Genomic DNA, 15,974 nt, shown 5'->3' with positions numbered 1-15,974 from the left:
CTGGGGGGTCTGGGCGGTCTCGTCTGCAGATGGCACCGCTCCAGTCTCACCCACCACGGTGACGAACGGCGGTCCGCCCCGCGCAACGGCACAGGTCGGGCCGTCGACGGGCCGGGGTCAGCGCTTGTCGGCGGGGACGCCGACCGCCGCGCAGACCCCGCGCCAGACGTCCTTGGCCTCCCAGCCCGCCGCCAGCGCCTGGTGCACGGTCTGCCCGCCGAGTTCGGACATCACGTGGTCGCGCGCGAAGGAGTCGGCGTACCCGGCGCCGAAGTGGTCCGCCATCCGTTCCCAGAAAATCGTCAACCGCATGACCCCAGTATCGCGCTCCTGAGAGTGCAGCCCGGCCGCCGCGGCCCGCCGAGAGCGCTTACCGCCCTACGGTCGGTCCATGGCTGGAACCGGAACAAGTCCCCTCAACCGTGCCGAGCAGTTCATCTGGCTCACCGCCCGAGTCCTGGAACAACGGCGGTTCGCCCACCACTTCCTGGAGGGGAGCGCGGACGCCGTGGAGACCGCGCTGGCCGCCTACCTGAACGAGGACGGCGGTTACGGGCACGCCCTCGAACCCGATCTGCGCGGCCCCGTCAGTCAGCCGCTGCACATCGCGCACGCGCTCTCCGTCCTCGACTCCATCGGCCGCTGCGGCGGGCCGCGGGTGGAACGGATCTGCCGCTTCCTGAGCGACGTGTCGACCAAGGAGGGGGCGCTGCCCGCCCTGCTGCCGACCCAGCGCGGGTACCCGGCGGCGCCGTTCATCCCGATCGTCGACACGCCGCGCGCGGAGCTGCTGGCGACCGGCCCCGTGGTCGGTCTCCTGCACCGTAACGCGGTGTGGCACGCCTGGCTGTTCCGGGCCACCGACTTCTGTTGGGCGGCGGTCGACGCCCTGAACCGGTCGCACCCCTACGAGATCGAGGCGGCGCTCGCCTTTCTGGACGGCGCCCCGGACCGGGCCCGCGCCGAGGCGGCGGCCGCCCGGCTGGGGCGGCTGGTACGGGAGCAGCGGCTCGTCGTGCTGGATCCGGACCGGCGCGCGGAGTACCCGGTGGCAGCCGGATACGCCCCGGGCGAGCAGCACTTCCCGTACGACTACGCCCGCACGCCCGATTCGCTGGCGCGCGCCTGGTTCACCGACGCGGAGCTGGAGCGCTCGCTCGACCATCTCGAATCCGAGCAGCAGGCGGACGGCGGCTGGCCGGTGAACTGGCGCCAGTGGGCCCCGGGCACGGCCCTGGAGGGGCGGCCCCTGGTGACCCTCAAGGCGCTCGTGACCCTGCGAGCCCATGGGCGCGACCTCGGCTGAGAACGTGCCGGGGCGCGTGCACCGGCTCGCCGACGGGCGAGGAGTGCGCGCCCGCAGGCCCCTCGACCGGGCACGTCACCGGCGCACGCCGGGCGCGCCCGTCATACGCCCCTCGTCGCCCGCGCCCGTCATCGCCCACGCCCCTCGCCGCCGCCCGCGCCCTCGTCGCCCCGGGGCCCTGTCACCGCCCGTGGCCGGCTCACCCTCCCCAGAGCACCGGTCCGAGGGCGCGCACCGCCGCCGTGACGGCCACGGCGGACCCCACCACCACGAGGAAGGGCGCGCGCAGCACCAGCGCGAGCGCCGCCGCCGCGAGCCCCGCGCCCCTGGCGTCCAGGGTGAGCTGTCCGCCGTCGCCGAAGGTCTGCTGCGCGGTGAGGGCGGCCAGGAGAGCCACGGGCAGGAGGGCGGCGAGCCGCCGGGTGAGGGGGCGTTCCAGCACCCCCGCGGGGACGAGCAGGCCGAGCAGTTTGGCGAGGTAGCAGCCGACGGCGGTCAACGCGATGGCGATCCAGACGTTCATCGGTCCGCCTCCGTCGCGGTCATTCCCCGGCCTGACTCGGTCGCGTCCCCGCCCGACCCGGTCGCGTCCCGGCCTGGCGCGGTCGCGTCCCCGCCCGCCGTGTTCATGTCCCCGCCCGGTCCTCCGCCGCGTCCCCACAGGAAGAGCACCGCGGGTGCGGCGAGGGCGGACAGCAGGACGGGGACGCCGGCGGGCAGTACGGGCAGCAGCCCGAGCGCGAGCAGGACCGCGAGCGCCGCGGTGGCGCGTTCCGCGGCGCTCTTCAGCATCGGCGCGAGCAGGGCGAGGAAGACCGCAGGGGACGCCGCGTCCAGCCCCCAGGCGTCGGTGTCCCCCAGCGCCTCGGCGCCGAGCGCGCCCAGCAGCGTCGTCAGGTTCCACAGCGCGTAGAGACTGAGTCCGGTGACGGCGAAGCCGAGCCGGGCGGCCCGGCGGGTCGGCTGCGCCAGCGTCACGGCGGTCGTCTCGTCGATCACCCACTGGGCGGCGAAGGGGCGCAGCGCGCGCGGAAGCGCGAGGAGCTGCGACAGCCGCAGGCCGTAGAACGCGTTGCGCACGCCGAGGAAGAAGGCCCCGGCGGCCGCGGTGTACGGGTTGCCGCCCGCCGCGAGGGCGCCCACGAGGGCGAACTGCGAGGCGCCGGTGAAGACGGCGAGGCTGAGCACACAGGTCTGCAGCGGACTCAGCCCGGAACCGGCCGCCGTCACCCCGAAGGCGAAACCGGAGAGCCCGACCGCCGTCCCCACGCCGAGCGCGTCGCGCACGACGGCCGCGTCCGGCTTCTTCTCCGTGGGCTTCTTCTCCGTGGGCGTCGCCGTGAGCTGCACCGTGGACACCGCCGCGGACGACGCCGTGGACGTCCTCTCGAACGTCTCCTCCCGCCTCGCCGGGGCGTGTGCGCCGTCGCGGCACGCGTCGGCCGCCTCCCCGCGCCCTTCCGGGACCGTTATCTCTTCTGCCACGTCCGGAACGCTACGTGCTCGGATCGGTCCCGGTCTTGTACGTTCCTGCACGTTCGCGCCGGTACGCGCCCGGGGGCACTCCCACGATCCGGGTGAAATGGCGGTTGAGGTGCGGCTGGTCGGTGAAACCGACCTCGGCGGCCACCTCCGCGGGCCGCCGCCCCGCGTCCAGCAGCCGCCGCGCGGCCCGCACCCGGGCATCGGTGAGCCAGGCGTGCGGCGGCATTCCGTACTGCTTCCGGAAGGCCCTCAGCAAGGCGAACTGGCCGGTGCCGAGTTCCGCGGCCAGCGCCTCCAGGGTGGGCGGCCGCGCCATCCTGTCCTCCAGCACGGCCCGGGCGCGCGCCGCGTCGCGTGCGCCGGCCGAACGGGGCACGCGCGTGGGCAGCGCGCCGCCGTGCCGGCCCAGCAGCCGCGTGACCATGACCCGCAGCACGGTGTCGGCGGCGAGCGCGTCGCCCTCCTCGGCGGCCCGGTGGACCTCGCCGATCAGCCGGGCCGCGCACGGGTCCGTGACACCGGTCTCGGTGAATCCGACGGTGCCGCGCAGACGGGTCGTCTCGGCCGCGATGTCCTTCACGACCCGCGCGGACGGGTACAGCGTGGTGTACACCCAGCCCTCGGGCACACCGGCCCTGGCGGTGTGCGGCACCTCCGGATTGATCATGACGACGACTCCGGGACCCGCGTGGACGGTGCCGTCGGGCAGTCCGACGTCCTCCACGCCGTGCGTGATGGTGCCGAAGACGTATCCCTCGTGGCTGTGACGGGGGAAGGTGTGGCGCACGTACCGGGCGCGCAGCAGGTCGAGGCCGGGCAGTTCCGCGTACCGCCAGTGTCTCGCCCACTCCCCGGGTCCCGGCTCCGATATCGCGGCCATGGGCGGCATTCTCGCAGGTGGCGGGCGCGGGCGCGGGGCGGTCGCGTCCACGGGGGCGGGTGTCCGCCGCGGGCGGTCACGGGCCGTTGTCAGTGGCGGGGTGCACGATGGGGGACATGGCCGGTTCCGTGCTCGACTCGTTCTCCCCCGCGACCCGTGGCTGGTTCGCCGGCGCCTTCAGCGCGCCCACCGCCGCGCAGGAGGGCGCCTGGCGGGCGATCGGCGCGGGGTCGGACGTGCTGGTCGTCGCGCCGACCGGCTCCGGCAAGACGTTGGCCGCGTTCCTCGCCGCGCTCGACGGGCTGGCGTCCGTCCCGCCGCCCGCCGAGACGAGGAAGCGCTGCCGCGTGCTGTACGTGTCGCCGCTCAAGGCCCTCGCGGTCGACGTCGAACGCAATCTGCGCTCGCCGCTGACCGGCATCCGCCAGGAGTCGGTGCGGCTGGGGCTGCCCGAGCCCGATATCCGGGTGGGCATCCGCTCCGGCGACACCCCGCCCGCCGAGCGGCGCTCGATGGCGACCCGCCCGCCGGACATCCTGATCACCACGCCCGAGTCGCTGTTCCTCATGCTGACGTCGTCGGCCCGCGAGGCGCTGTCCGGGGTCGAGACGGTCATCCTCGACGAGGTGCACGCCGTGGCGGGCACGAAGCGGGGCGCCCATCTGGCCGTCTCCCTGGAGCGTCTGGACGAGCTGCTGGCCCGCCCCGCGCGGCGGATCGGCCTGTCGGCGACGGTCCGGCCGGTCGACGAGGTGGCGCGCTTCCTCTCGCCCCGCCGGAAGGCGGAGATCGTCCAGCCGCCCGCCGCCAAGCGGTTCGATCTGTCGGTGGTCGTGCCGGTGGAGGACCTGGGCGAGCTCGGCGGCTCCCCCGCCTCCGACGCCGGCCGGCCGGACCAGGCCGAGAAGCCGTCGATCTGGCCCCATGTCGAGGAACGCATCGCCGACCTCGTCCAGGAGCACCGCTCCACCATCGTCTTCGCCAACTCCCGCCGCCTGGCCGAGCGGCTGTGCAACCGGCTCAACGAGATCGCGTACGAGCGGGCCGCCGGCGCCGTGCCCGGGGACGACGGTCCCGCCCCGCCGCTGCCGGAGGCGCACGCCCCGGCCCAGGTCATGGCCCAGTCCGGGGCCGCGAGGGGTGCCCCCGCGCTGCTCGCCCGCGCGCACCACGGTTCGGTCTCCAAGGAGCAGCGCGCCCAGGTGGAGGAGGACCTCAAGGCGGGGCGGCTGCCGGCCGTGGTCGCCACGTCCAGTCTGGAGCTGGGCATCGACATGGGGGCGGTCGATCTGGTGATCCAGGTCGAGTCGCCGCCGTCAGTCGCCTCCGGGCTGCAACGGGTCGGCCGCGCCGGGCATCAGGTGGGCGCGGTCTCCACCGGCGTGGTCTTCCCCAAGTACCGGGGCGATCTGGTGCAGGCCGCCGTGGTCACGGAGCGGATGCGCGAGGGCTCCATCGAGGCGCTCCGGATTCCCGCCAACCCGCTGGACGTGCTGGCCCAGCAGCTCGTCGCGATGGTCTCGCTGGACAGCTGGCAGGTGGACGACCTGCTGGCCGTGGTCCGCCGCGCCGCGCCCTTCGCCTCGCTCCCGGAGTCCGCGTTCACCGCCGTGCTGGACATGCTCGCCGGACGCTATCCGTCCGACGCCTTCGCCGAGCTGCGCCCCCGCGTGGTCTGGGACCGGATCGCCGGTACGGTCACGGGCCGGCCCGGCGCCCAGCGGCTCGCCGTGACCTCCGGGGGGACGATTCCCGACCGGGGGCTGTTCGGGGTCTTCCTCGCGGGCGCCGACCCAAGGAAGGGCGGCGGCCGGGTCGGCGAGCTGGACGAGGAGATGGTGTACGAGTCCCGGGTCGGGGACGTCTTCACGCTCGGCACGACGTCCTGGCGGATCGAGGACATCACCCGCGACCGGGTCCTGGTGTCGCCCGCCCCCGGGGTTCCCGGCCGGCTGCCGTTCTGGAAGGGCGACCAGCTGGGCCGCCCGCTGGAGCTGGGCCGCGCGCTGGGCGCGTTCCTCCGGGAGATCGGCGGGATGCCGCCCGAGGACGCCCGGCGACGGCTGCTCGACGCCGGGCTCGACGCCTGGGCCGCGGACAACACCCTGTCGTACATCGAAGAGCAGCGTCGTGCCTGCGGTCATGTCCCGGACGACCGGACGGTCCTGGTCGAGCGGTTCCGCGACGAACTGGGCGACTGGCGGGTCGTCGTCCACTCCCCCTTCGGCGCGCAGGTGCACGCCCCGTGGGCGCTCGCGCTGAACGCCCGTCTCGCCGAGCGGTACGGCATGGACGCCCAGGTGATGCACGCCGACGACGGAATCGTGCTGCGGCTGCCCGACGCCGACCTGTTGGGGCTGGACCTGCTGGACGCCGACCCCGGGCAGGACCCGGCCGCAGCCCCGCCGCCGGACCTGTCGTACGACAGCGGCCAACCCCCCGTCGGCGCGGCGGACGTGACGTTCGATCCGGGCGAGATCGGCCAGATCGTGACCGACCAGGTCGGCGGCTCGGCGCTCTTCGCCTCCCGGTTCCGCGAGTGCGCGGCCCGCGCGCTGCTGCTGCCGCGCCGCAGCCCGGGCAAGCGCACCCCGCTCTGGCAGCAGCGCCAGCGCGCCGCGCAACTGCTCCAGGTGGCCTCGGAGTTCGGCTCCTTCCCGATCGTTCTGGAAGCGGTCCGCGAGTGCCTCCAGGACGTCTTCGACGTGCCCGGCCTGTCGGAGCTCATGGGCGACCTCGAGGCGCGCCGGGTCCGGCTGGTCGAGGTGACCACCCAGGAGCCCTCGCCGTTCGCCCGCTCGCTGCTGTTCGGCTACGTCGCCCAGTTCCTGTACGAGGGCGACTCGCCCCTCGCGGAACGGCGGGCCGCCGCCCTCTCCCTCGACTCCCGGCTGCTGGCGGAGCTCCTCGGGCAGGCGGAGCTGCGCGAGCTGCTCGACACCGATGTGCTGACCGAGCTGGAGCGGGAGCTCCAGTGGCTGACCGAGGACCGCCGGATCAAGGACGCCGAGGGGGTGGCCGACGCCCTGCGGGTCCTCGGCCCGCTCACCGACGAGGAGCTGGTCGAGCGGGGCGCCCGGCCGTCGTGGGCCCCGGAGCTGTCGGCGGCCCGCCGGGCGATCCGGGTCAGAATCGGCGGGACGGTCCACTGGGCGGCGATCGAGGACGCGGGACGCCTGCGGGACGCGCTGGGGACGGCCCTCCCGGTCGGTGTCCCGGAGGCGTTCACCGAGCCGGTGAAGGACCCGCTCGGGGATCTCCTCGCCCGGTACGCCCGCGCGCACGGCCCGTTCACCTCCGCGGTGGCCGCCGCGCGGTTCGGTCTCGGCGCCGCGGTCACGGACGGGGCCCTGCAGCGGCTCGCCGCGGCCGGCCGGATCGTCCAGGGCGAGTTCCACCCCGCCGGCATCGGTCAGGAGTGGTGCGACGCCGCCGTGCTGCGCCGGCTGCGGCGGCGCTCGCTCGCCGCGCTCCGCCACGAGCTGGAGCCCGTCCCGCCCGCCGCGCTCGCCGGTTTCCTGCCGCGGTGGCAGCACCTGGGCGACCAGAGCCTGCGCGGGATCGACGGGCTGGCCCGCGCCATCGAGCAGTTGCAGGGCGCGCCCGTCCCGGCGTCGGCCCTGGAGAAGCTGATCCTGCCGAGCCGGGTGACGGGTTACACCCCCGCGCTGCTGGATGAGCTGACGACCACCGGCGAGGTCGTCTGGGCCGGGGCGGGGGCGCTGCCCGGCAAGGACGGCTGGCTGTCCCTCTACCTCGCCGACAGCGCGCCGCTGCTCCTCCCGCCCCCGCACCCCCTCGAACTCACCGCGCTGCACGAATCCGTGCTGACCGCCCTGAGCGGCGGCTACGGCCTGTTCTTCCGGCAGATAGCCGACCAGGTCCGCGCCACCACACATCCGGACTGCACCGATCCGCAACTGGCCGACGCCGTCTGGGACCTGGCCTGGTCGGGCCGCCTCACCAACGACACACTGGCCCCGCTGCGCTCGCTCCTCGGCTCCGGACGGACGGCGGGATCGACCGCCCACCGCGCGAGACGGAGCGTTCCGCGCGGGCGTTACGGCTCGCTCACGGCCGCCGCCCGGCCCGTGTCCCGTACCGGCCCGCCCACCGTCTCGGGCCGCTGGTCGCTGCTGCCCGACGCCGAGCCGGATCCCACGCACCGCGCGCACGCCCTGGCGCGCACGCTCCTGGACCGGCACGGGGTGGTGACCCGCGGCGCGGTCCAGGCCGAGGGGGTCGAGGGCGGGTTCTCCGCCGCGTACCGGGTGCTCTCCGCGTTCGAGGAGAACGGCCGGGCCCGGCGCGGCTACGTGGTCGAGGGGCTGGGCGCGGCCCAGTTCGCGATGGACGGCGCGGTCGACCGGCTGCGCGCGGTGTCCACGGCACGGGAGCGCGCGGAACCGGGCGCCGCGCACCAGGCCGCGGTGCTGGCCGCGGCGGACCCGGCCAACGCGTACGGCGCGGCGCTGCCCTGGCCGGAGTCGCCGGACGGGGCCGGGCACAAGCCGGGCCGCAAGGCGGGCGCCCTGGTGGTGCTGGTCGACGGCGAGCTGACCATGTACATGGAGCGCGGCGGCAAGACGCTGCTGGCCTGGCCCGCCGACCCGCAGGACCCCGCACTCGTCGCGGCGGCCGGTGCGCTGGCCTCGGCTGCCCGAGCGGGCACCCTCGGCACGGTCACGGTGGAACGCGTCAACGGCGCCTCGTCCCTGACGTCCCCGTTCGGACGCGCCCTGGAGGCGGCCGGATTCCTGGCCACCCCCCGGGGCCTCCGCCTCCGCGCCTGAAACCCACCGGCCGCGCGGATACGCGGGCCCGCCGGCCCGCCAGTCCGCCAGTCCGCCGACCGTGCCGCGGCGCCGACGGGCCGCCCGCGGGCCGTTCACCGGCCGCGCCCGGTTCACCGCCCGTGCCGCGCTCACCGGCCTCCTCCGTCACCCCGGTACGGGCCGGCCGCTCCCCTCCCCCGAGGTCGCATCATGGAGGCATGCCCGAAGGAGACACCGTCCTCCAGACCGCCGAACGCCTGCACGCGGCACTCGCCGGCCGGATCCTCACCCGCTCCGACCTGCGGGTCCCCCGGTTCGCGACCGCCGACCTCACCGGGCGGACGGTGCTGGACGTCGTCTCGCGCGGCAAGCACCTCCTCACCCGCGTCGAGGGCGGCCTCACCCTCCACAGCCATCTGAGGATGGACGGCGCCTGGCGGGTCTACGCCCCCGGCGAGCGCTGGCGCGGCGGTCCCGCGCACCAGATCCGCGCCGTACTCGCCAATGCCGGTCACACGGCCGTCGGCTACCGGCTCCCGGTCCTCGAACTCCTCCGTACCGGGGAGGAGCAACGGGTGGTCGGCCATCTCGGCCCCGACCTCCTGGGCCCCGACTGGGACCCGGACACCGCCCTGCGCAATCTGCTCGCCGAGCCGTCCCGCCCGGTCGGCGAGGCCCTGCTGGACCAGCGCAACCTGGCCGGCATCGGCAATGTCTACAAGGCCGAGCTCTGCTTCCTCGCCCGCGTCACTCCCTGGCTCCCCATGGGCGAGCTGGGCGCCCCCACCGCCCTCCGCCTCGTCACCACGGCCAAGCGGCTCCTCGATGCCAACCGCGACCGTCCGACGCGCACGACCACGACGCTCGCGCGCTCGGCCCCGTACCCGTACCCGGGCGCCTCACCCCGCCGCCACGGCGCGCACGAACGGCTCTGGGTCTACGGCAGAGGAGGCCGCCCCTGTCTGCGCTGCGGCGCCCCGGTCCGCACGGCCGACCAGGACGCCCGCCCCACCTACTGGTGCCCCCACTGCCAGACGGGCCCCACGAGCTGATCCCCACCCCGCCCCCGACCGCGGGCATCCACCACCCACCACCCCGCCCATGCCGGGCACCGGCACCGGCACCGGCACCGGCACCAAGCCTCTCCCATCCGCCCAGAAAGCCCTCACACACCTCACATTCCCTTCCAGACCAAGTAGTTGACGAGTCGTCAGATCGAGTCGTACGGTCCGGCCATGGTTCTCACGGCGTACGACCTGACGGGGCACTCCGCGTTCATCACCGGGGCGGCGAGCGGCATCGGCCGGGCCTGCGCCGTCCTGCTCGCGGCGGCGGGCGCCGTAGTGCACTGCGCGGACCTCGACGAGAACGGACTGGTGGAGACCCAGGACCTGATCGCCGAAGCGGGCGGCGCATCCCGCCTCCACTCCCTCGACGTCACCGATCGTGGCCGGCTGAGAGCGGCGGTGACCGCCGCCGGCGACCTCGACGTCCTGGTCACGGCGGCCGGGATCATGCACACCAGCGATGTCCTGGAGACCTCGGACGACGATCTGGACCGCGTGTTCTCCGTCAATTTCAAGGGCGTCCTGTACGCCTGCCAGGAAGTGGCTCGCGGCATGATCGCGCGTGGCGCGCCCGGCTCGCTGATCACCATGGCCTCGGGGGCGGTCGACGCCGCGAGCCCCGGGCTGCTCTGCTACAGCGCGGCCAAGGCGGCCGTCGTCCAGCTGACCAGGACCCTCGCGACCGAACTGGGGCCCCGGTCGATCCGCGTCAACGCCGTCGCCCCGGGCTGGATCCGCACCCCGATGACCGCCCGCCACGACGCGGAGCAGCAGCACCGGGCGGAGACCGCGATGGCGCGGATGTCGCCGCTGGGCCGGGTCGGCGAGCCGGAGGACGTCGCCCACACCGTGCTGCACCTCGCCTCCGACGCGTCGGCGTTCATGACCGGTCAGGTCCTCCGCCCGAACGGTGGCGTGGCCATGCCCTGGTAGTCCGCCGGGCCCGGCTCCCGCGCCGCGCGCCGGCGCTCCGCCGCCGACCGGCGCACCACGCCCCGCCCCGACCCATCCGCCGCACGCGCCCCATCGCGGCGGCCCACCACCGCGCCGCGCCCGGCCGTCCGACACCGGTCCACCAGCCCGCACACCGCGCCCGGCCCCGGTACCACCACTCCGCGCCGCGCGCCTCCGCCTCGCACCACCCGTCGGCCCACCACGCCCGGGCCCGGGACGGCCAGTCCGCGTCCGGCCCCGGAGCCGTGCCGGTGCCCGGCGTCCCCGACCGCCCCCGTCCCCGTTCACGCCCCGCGGCCGCGGCCGCGTGGACGGGCAGCAGGCTCAGCCCCCATCCGCCCGCCGCCACCGCGCCCTCGACGAGCCCCGCGTGGGACGGCTCCAGGACGAGCCTCAGTACGGCCCACCACCACACCCCGCCGAGGACGAGCGCCGGCACCCATCGCCGCACCATGGCTGCCTCCTCCGGCCGAACCTAGTCCGGCGCGCTCGCTCGGCGGGAGGGCGCACCGGTGCGCCATCGGCGCGCGGCCTGTGGCACGGTCCGTCGCGCGCTCTCGCCCTGAGTTCCCCGAGCGGGCTGTGCGGGTTCACGGCGGCGGGCCCGTACGGCGCGCCGGCGCAAGGCGGGCCGACGCGGCCGGGCCGGGGCGGCGGTCTCGTACGAGGAGGGTCGGCCCGACGAGCCGGCACCGCGCTGCCGCTCCGCGCGCGTCAGGCCTCCATCTCGACGCGGTGGCGGTAGTCGATGTACGTCATGCCGCTCCGCGCGCGTCAGGCCTCCATCGCCTGGAACATCCATGCCTGCTGCTCAAGATCGGCGGTGAGGCCGATGAGCAGATCCTGGCTGACCGGATCGGGGCCGACGGGCGGTGTCGACCACCTCGTCGAGCTGGAGGCGCACGGACCGGAACCGCGGCCCGACCACGTTCCAGCGGATCTGCTTGGCCACGAGAGAGAGGTCGACCAGGTCCACCAGGGCGCCCTGCGACGCGTCTCCGACGATCTTGAGGTCGGACCCGGACAACGGGCTCTTCACCACGGACATGCGTTTCTCCGTTCCTCTCCCTGTTCCGCTCGACATCAACCACGATTGCACAGCCGGACAAAACGGCCATTCGAGGATGTCCGCCAGGCCAGGAAAGGCATCGCGGGCTGGACTCCGGAGAGCGCCCGCGCACCGGGCCGTTCGGAGCCCATGAGTGAACCCAGGAGCGAACCCGCGAATGGGCCCGCGATAGAGCTCGCGAGAGGGTCCATGAGGGAACCCATCGGAGAATCCGTGGGACACACGGAAGCCCCGGCCGCCCCACGAGGGGCCGACCGGGGCTTCCACCGCACACCGGACCACGCGGTCAGGCGGCGACGACATCCACCGCTTCCGTGGGCGCCTTGATGGTCACCCGACCCGTCGGCACACCCGCCACCGACGTCACGGAGACGGAATTGAGCATCGGGCGCACCGGTACGGGTACCGGATCGCTGGCTGCCGCCGACTCGGCCAGTTCGGCCAGGGACAGCTCGTCGCTCACTTCACGCATGAGCTCGGACATCCGTACGTCCAGCGCGTCGCAAATGGCGGAGAGCAGCTCGGAGGACGCCTCCTTCTGCCCCCGCTCCACCTCGGAGAGATAGCCGAGCGAGACTCGGGCGGACGAGGAGACTTCGCGCAGAGTACGGCCTTGGCGCTGGCGCTGCCGACGCAGCACGTCACCAAGCAGGCGACGGAGCAGAATCATCGGTGGCTCCCTCCTCGGACCGCGTAGCCGCATCCTTCACGCCCCACCGTACCGCCTTGCGCCGCGGCCGTGCGGGGAGCGATGTCGTGTTCACTCAGGGCTGCAAACATCAATTCCCCCCGTTCTGTTCCGTATCCTGTGCGCTTGCATTCTTGCCGAGTTCGCCGGAAAGCAGTGCGAGAACGTTCCGTACGCTCTCCCTACGGATGTCCGCACGGCCGCCGTTCAATCGCAGCGCGGTCACCTTCTCCGCGCCGTCCGGCCCGGACACGGCCACGTAGACCGTGCCGACGGGTTTTCCGTCCTGCGGGTCGGGGCCCGCGACACCGGTGGTCGCCACTCCCCAGTCTGCACCGAGAACGCGACGCGCACCTGTCGCCATCTGCCGCGCCACGTCCGGGTCGACCGCACCGCGTTCCGCCAGGAGGGCCCCGTCCACGCCGAGCAGATCGCGCTTCAGCGGCGTCGCGTAGGCCGTCACGGACCCGAGGAAGGAGCGCGAGGCGCCGGGCACGGACGTCAGCTCCGCGGCGACCAGCCCACCGGTGAGCGACTCCGCGACGGCGAGGGTCTGGCCGCGCTCCGCGAGCAGCGCCAGCGCCTCGGCCGCGGCCGTCACCGCTCCGTCTCCCCGGCGGACGCGCGGGCCGCGGCCCGCTCGGCCGCGAGCCCCTTGCGTCGCAGCACGACGGCCTGGCGCACGTAGTCCAGCCCGGTGGCGACCGTCAGCGCGACGGCCAGCGCCATCACCCAGAAGCGCAGGGTGGCGAGCGGGCCCGTCAGCGCCAGGACGTACATGCCGACCGCCACCCCCTGGGCCAGGGTCTTCATCTTGCCGCCGCGACTGGCCGGAATCACCCCGTGGCGGATCACCCAGAACCGCATCAGCGTGATGCCGATCTCGCGGAAGAGGATCACGCCCGTGACCCACCAGGGAAGATCACCCAGGTACGACAGACAGATCAGCGCCGCGCCCATGATCGCCTTGTCCGCGATCGGATCGGCGATCTTCCCGAAATCGGTGACGAGGTTGTACGTGCGTGCGAGGTGGCCGTCGAACAGGTCGGTGATCATGGCCACGGCGAACGCCGCCCAGGCGAACGACCGCCAGGCCGGGTCGTAGCCGCCGTTGTGCAGCAGCAGCAGCACGAAGCCGGGCACCAGCACCAGCCGCAGCATGGTGAGCAGATTGGCGATGTTCCAGAGACTGGCCTGGTTGACGGCCGCGGTGCCCAGCCTGCCGCCGCGGACCGGCGTCGCGCCGGAACCGCCCGCCGCGGATGCCGGGACTCCCGTCATCTGGCCGCCTCCACGAGCTCGGAACACTCGGCCACCAGGTCCACTCCCTCGGTGCCCACGACCTTTGCCTCGACCATAAGGCCGGGCACCAGACCCTCGCGTGCCGTGAGGAGCACCTGGCCGTCCGTCTCGGGGGCCTGGTGCGCCGCGCGCCCCACCGCGCCGTCCTCGTCGTCCACGGACTCGACCAGCACCTGGAGGGACTCGCCGAGGCGCTCCTCGGCCCGCTGCGAGGTCAGCTCCTCGGCCAGCTGCGAGATGTGCGCCAGGCGCTCCGCGACGACGTCGGCGTCGAGCTTGTTCTCGTAGCCGGCCGCCTCGGTGCCCTCCTCGTCGGAGTACCCGAACACGCCGATGGCGTCGAGCCGGGCGCCGGTGAGGAAGCGTTCCAGCTCCGCCACGTCGGCCTCGGTCTCGCCGGGGAAGCCGACGATGAAGTTGGAGCGGGCGCCGGCCTGCGGAGCCTTGCCGCGGATGGTCTCCAGGAGCTCCAGGAAGCGGTCGGTGTCGCCGAAGCGGCGCATCGCCCGCAACACGCCCGGGGCCGAGTGCTGGAAGGACAGGTCGAAGTACGGGGCGACCTTCGGGGTCGAGGTCAGCACGTCGATGAGGCCCGGCCGCATCTCCGCGGGCTGCAGATAGCTGACCCGGATCCGCTCGATCCCGTCCACCTCCGCGAGCTCCGGCAGGAGCGTCTCCAGCAGCCGGATGTCGCCCAGGTCCTTGCCGTACGAGGTGTTGTTCTCGGAGACCAGCATGACCTCCTTCACGCCCTGCTCGGCCAGCCAGCGGGTCTCCCCCAGCACGTCCGACGGACGCCGCGAGATGAACGAGCCGCGGAAGGACGGGATGGCGCAGAAGGAGCAGCGCCGGTCGCAGCCGGAGGCCAGCTTCACCGAGGCGACGGGGCTGGCGCCCAGTCTCCGGCGCAGGGGCGCCCGGGGACCGGAGACCGGGGCGACGCCCTCGGGCAGGTCCTCCGGCGCCGGTGCGGGCTGCTGCGCGTGCCCCGGCAGGGCCACGTCGGCGTCCTGCCGCCGGGCCGGGCTGATCGGCAGGAGCTTGCGGCGGTCGCGCGGGGTGTGCGAGGCGTGGACGCCGCCGCTCAGGATGGTCTGGAGGCGGTCGGAGATGTCGGCGTAGTCGTCGAATCCGAGGACTCCGTCCGCCTCGGGCAGGGCCTCGGCGAGCTCCTTGCCGTAGCGCTCGGCCATGCAGCCGACGGCGACCACGGCCTGGGTCCTGCCGTGGTCCTTGAGGTCGTTGGCCTCGAGGAGGGCGTCGACGGAGTCCTTCTTGGCGGCCTCGACGAATCCGCAGGTGTTGACGACGGCGACGTCCGCGTCGGAGGCGTCCTCGACGAGCTCCCAGCCGTCCGCTGCCAAGCGGCCTGCGAGCTCCTCCGAGTCCACCTCGTTACGGGCGCAGCCGAGAGTGACAAGGGCGACGGTACGGCGTTCGGGCATGGGCTCAAGACTACTTTGTCCCGGCACACGCCCCGCCGTGCAGGGTTCCCTCGTCGTTCCCACGTCGTTTCCCCGTCACGTCCGGTGACGAGAACGGCGGGCGCCCGGCACGATCGCCGGGCGCCCGCCGCCTGGTCCGGAGCTCTCCGGGGCCGGGTGTCAGCCGACCGCCGGGTCGCCCTTCGTGTACGAGAGTCGCTCGACCTGGCCCGGCTGGAACTTGTCCTCGACCTTCTTGCCGTTCACGAACAGCTCGATGGACCCGGCGTCGCCGAGGACGAGGTCGACCCGTTCCTGGTCCTGGAAGGTCTTGGACTGGCCCTGCTGGAGCAGCCCGTCGAAGAGCAGCCGTCCGCTGTGGTCCTTGGCGGAGATCCAGCTCTTGCCCTGGCTGGCGCTGAGCTTCACCGTCACCTTGTCCCGGGGGGCCGCGGCGATGGCGCTGTCGGAGCTGTCCGGCTTGGGTTCCGCGGACTTGCTCGCCTTGGGACGGGGGCCGGCCGAGTGGGCGGCCGCGCCCTCCGCGACCTGCGTGGTCGCGGGGCTGTTGCCGTTGCCGCCCTTGAGGACCGTGAAGCCGACGAAACCGACGACGACGACGATGGCCGCGACCATGGCCGCCGTCCAGTTGGGCCGGCGGGGTTCGGAACGGATGCGTTCGGCCTCGAACAGCGGGGCCGCGGGGGTGGGCGCGGGACGGCCGCCGTGCGCGGCGTCGTACTGCGCGACCAGTGGTTCCGGATCGATGTGGACGGCGCGCGCCAGCGCGCGGATGTGACCGCGCGCGTAGACGTCGCCGCCGCAGCGGGAGAAATCGTCCTCTTCGATCGCGTGCACGATGGGGATGCGCACCCGCGTGGACGTACTGATCTCTTCGACCGTGAGACCTGCGGCGATACGAGCCTGCTGAAGCGCTCGACCGATCGAAGGCCGGTCGTCTTCGGGAGAGTTGCCGATGGACACGGGGGCGCCTTTCGAGCGTGAGCCACCTGCTGGGTGTTCA

General features: G+C 74.0%; 13 protein-coding genes and 1 pseudogene. 4 read left to right on the top strand and 10 right to left on the bottom strand.

The features are described 5' to 3' along the window. Positions 1-117: 117 nt before the first annotated feature. Positions 118-312 (bottom strand): DUF3046 domain-containing protein, encoded by a 195-nt coding sequence (locus tag WA762_RS05415; RefSeq protein ID WP_335933348.1) that lies wholly within the window; start codon positions 310-312, stop codon positions 118-120. 79 nt (positions 313-391) lie between these two features. Here WA762_RS05415 and WA762_RS05410 point away from each other — a divergent pair, with 79 nt between their 5' ends. Next, a complete protein-coding gene (locus WA762_RS05410) occupies positions 392-1,306 on the top strand; it encodes a hypothetical protein (protein ID WP_335933346.1) in 915 nt (304 codons plus the stop codon). Between the two features lie 199 nt (positions 1,307-1,505). On the opposite strand, the gene WA762_RS05405 is transcribed toward WA762_RS05410, so the two are convergent. The 3 genes from WA762_RS05405 to WA762_RS05395 form a co-directional block, all read right to left on the bottom strand. Beyond that, positions 1,506-1,829, bottom strand: coding sequence for an AzlD domain-containing protein (locus tag WA762_RS05405; RefSeq protein WP_335933344.1), 324 nt, complete (start codon positions 1,827-1,829; stop codon positions 1,506-1,508). Further along, a complete protein-coding gene (locus WA762_RS05400; RefSeq protein ID WP_443080522.1) occupies positions 1,826-2,665 on the bottom strand; it encodes an AzlC family ABC transporter permease in 840 nt (279 codons plus the stop codon). The genes WA762_RS05405 and WA762_RS05400 overlap by 4 nt, the downstream gene beginning before the upstream one ends. A 136-nt stretch (positions 2,666-2,801) precedes the next feature. Further along, positions 2,802-3,671 (bottom strand): AraC family transcriptional regulator, encoded by an 870-nt coding sequence (locus tag WA762_RS05395; protein WP_335933343.1) that lies wholly within the window; start codon positions 3,669-3,671, stop codon positions 2,802-2,804. 116 nt (positions 3,672-3,787) lie between these two features. On the opposite strand from WA762_RS05395, the gene WA762_RS05390 reads away from it, so the two are divergent. The 3 genes from WA762_RS05390 to WA762_RS05380 all read left to right on the top strand — a co-directional run bounded on the left by WA762_RS05390 (position 3,788) and on the right by WA762_RS05380 (position 10,446). After that, on the top strand, positions 3,788-8,464 hold the full coding sequence (locus WA762_RS05390) for an Lhr family helicase (protein ID WP_335933341.1): 4,677 nt from the start codon (positions 3,788-3,790) through the stop codon (positions 8,462-8,464). Positions 8,465-8,664: 200 nt separating this feature from the next. After that, positions 8,665-9,498, top strand: coding sequence for a DNA-formamidopyrimidine glycosylase family protein (locus WA762_RS05385; RefSeq protein ID WP_335933340.1), 834 nt, complete (start codon positions 8,665-8,667; stop codon positions 9,496-9,498). 183 nt (positions 9,499-9,681) lie between these two features. After that, a complete protein-coding gene (locus WA762_RS05380; RefSeq protein ID WP_335933339.1) occupies positions 9,682-10,446 on the top strand; it encodes an SDR family NAD(P)-dependent oxidoreductase in 765 nt (254 codons plus the stop codon). A 795-nt stretch (positions 10,447-11,241) separates the two neighbouring features. Here WA762_RS05380 and WA762_RS05375 read toward each other — a convergent pair. The 6 genes and pseudogenes from WA762_RS05375 to WA762_RS05350 all read right to left on the bottom strand — a co-directional run bounded on the left by WA762_RS05375 (position 11,242) and on the right by WA762_RS05350 (position 15,934). After that, positions 11,242-11,515: pseudogene (locus WA762_RS05375) on the bottom strand (ferritin family protein). A gap of 307 nt (positions 11,516-11,822) precedes the next feature. After that, positions 11,823-12,206 carry a helix-turn-helix domain-containing protein gene (locus WA762_RS05370; protein ID WP_335933337.1) on the bottom strand — a complete coding sequence of 128 codons (384 nt, stop codon included), beginning with the start codon at positions 12,204-12,206 and terminating at the stop codon, positions 11,823-11,825. Positions 12,207-12,315: 109 nt separating this feature from the next. Continuing rightward, complete coding sequence (locus tag WA762_RS05365; protein ID WP_335933335.1) at positions 12,316-12,825, bottom strand: CinA family protein; 510 nt, start codon at positions 12,823-12,825, stop codon at positions 12,316-12,318. Next, positions 12,822-13,505 carry a CDP-diacylglycerol--glycerol-3-phosphate 3-phosphatidyltransferase gene (gene pgsA / locus WA762_RS05360; RefSeq protein WP_335933333.1) on the bottom strand — a complete coding sequence of 228 codons (684 nt, stop codon included), beginning with the start codon at positions 13,503-13,505 and terminating at the stop codon, positions 12,822-12,824. Before pgsA ends, WA762_RS05365 begins: the two co-directional genes overlap by 4 nt. Next, positions 13,502-14,971 (bottom strand): 30S ribosomal protein S12 methylthiotransferase RimO, encoded by a 1,470-nt coding sequence (gene rimO / locus WA762_RS05355; protein WP_335933332.1) that lies wholly within the window; start codon positions 14,969-14,971, stop codon positions 13,502-13,504. The genes pgsA and rimO overlap by 4 nt, the downstream gene beginning before the upstream one ends. 159 nt (positions 14,972-15,130) lie before the next feature. Continuing rightward, on the bottom strand, positions 15,131-15,934 hold the full coding sequence (locus WA762_RS05350) for a helix-turn-helix domain-containing protein (protein WP_335933331.1): 804 nt from the start codon (positions 15,932-15,934) through the stop codon (positions 15,131-15,133). Positions 15,935-15,974 lie beyond the last annotated feature (40 nt).

Source organism: Streptomyces tyrfis (genome assembly GCF_037034285.1).
In the GTDB taxonomy this organism is placed as follows: domain Bacteria; phylum Actinomycetota; class Actinomycetes; order Streptomycetales; family Streptomycetaceae; genus Streptomyces.
This window is presented reverse-complemented; position numbering and strand designations above follow the sequence as displayed.

Excerpts from the sequence above, each read along its gene's own strand:
- WA762_RS05415 (WP_335933348.1), bottom strand. The coding sequence starts at position 312 with ATGCGGTTGACGATTTTCTGGGAACGGATGGCGGACCACTTCGGCGCC.
- WA762_RS05410 (WP_335933346.1), top strand. The coding sequence starts at position 392 with ATGGCTGGAACCGGAACAAGTCCCCTCAACCGTGCCGAGCAGTTCATC.
- WA762_RS05405 (WP_335933344.1), bottom strand. The coding sequence starts at position 1,829 with ATGAACGTCTGGATCGCCATCGCGTTGACCGCCGTCGGCTGCTACCTC.
- WA762_RS05395 (WP_335933343.1), bottom strand. The coding sequence starts at position 3,671 with ATGGCCGCGATATCGGAGCCGGGACCCGGGGAGTGGGCGAGACACTGG.
- WA762_RS05390 (WP_335933341.1), top strand. The coding sequence starts at position 3,788 with ATGGCCGGTTCCGTGCTCGACTCGTTCTCCCCCGCGACCCGTGGCTGG.
- WA762_RS05385 (WP_335933340.1), top strand. The coding sequence starts at position 8,665 with ATGCCCGAAGGAGACACCGTCCTCCAGACCGCCGAACGCCTGCACGCG.
- WA762_RS05380 (WP_335933339.1), top strand. The coding sequence starts at position 9,682 with ATGGTTCTCACGGCGTACGACCTGACGGGGCACTCCGCGTTCATCACC.
- WA762_RS05370 (WP_335933337.1), bottom strand. The coding sequence starts at position 12,206 with ATGATTCTGCTCCGTCGCCTGCTTGGTGACGTGCTGCGTCGGCAGCGC.
- pgsA (WP_335933333.1), bottom strand. The coding sequence starts at position 13,505 with ATGACGGGAGTCCCGGCATCCGCGGCGGGCGGTTCCGGCGCGACGCCG.
- rimO (WP_335933332.1), bottom strand. The coding sequence starts at position 14,971 with ATGCCCGAACGCCGTACCGTCGCCCTTGTCACTCTCGGCTGCGCCCGT.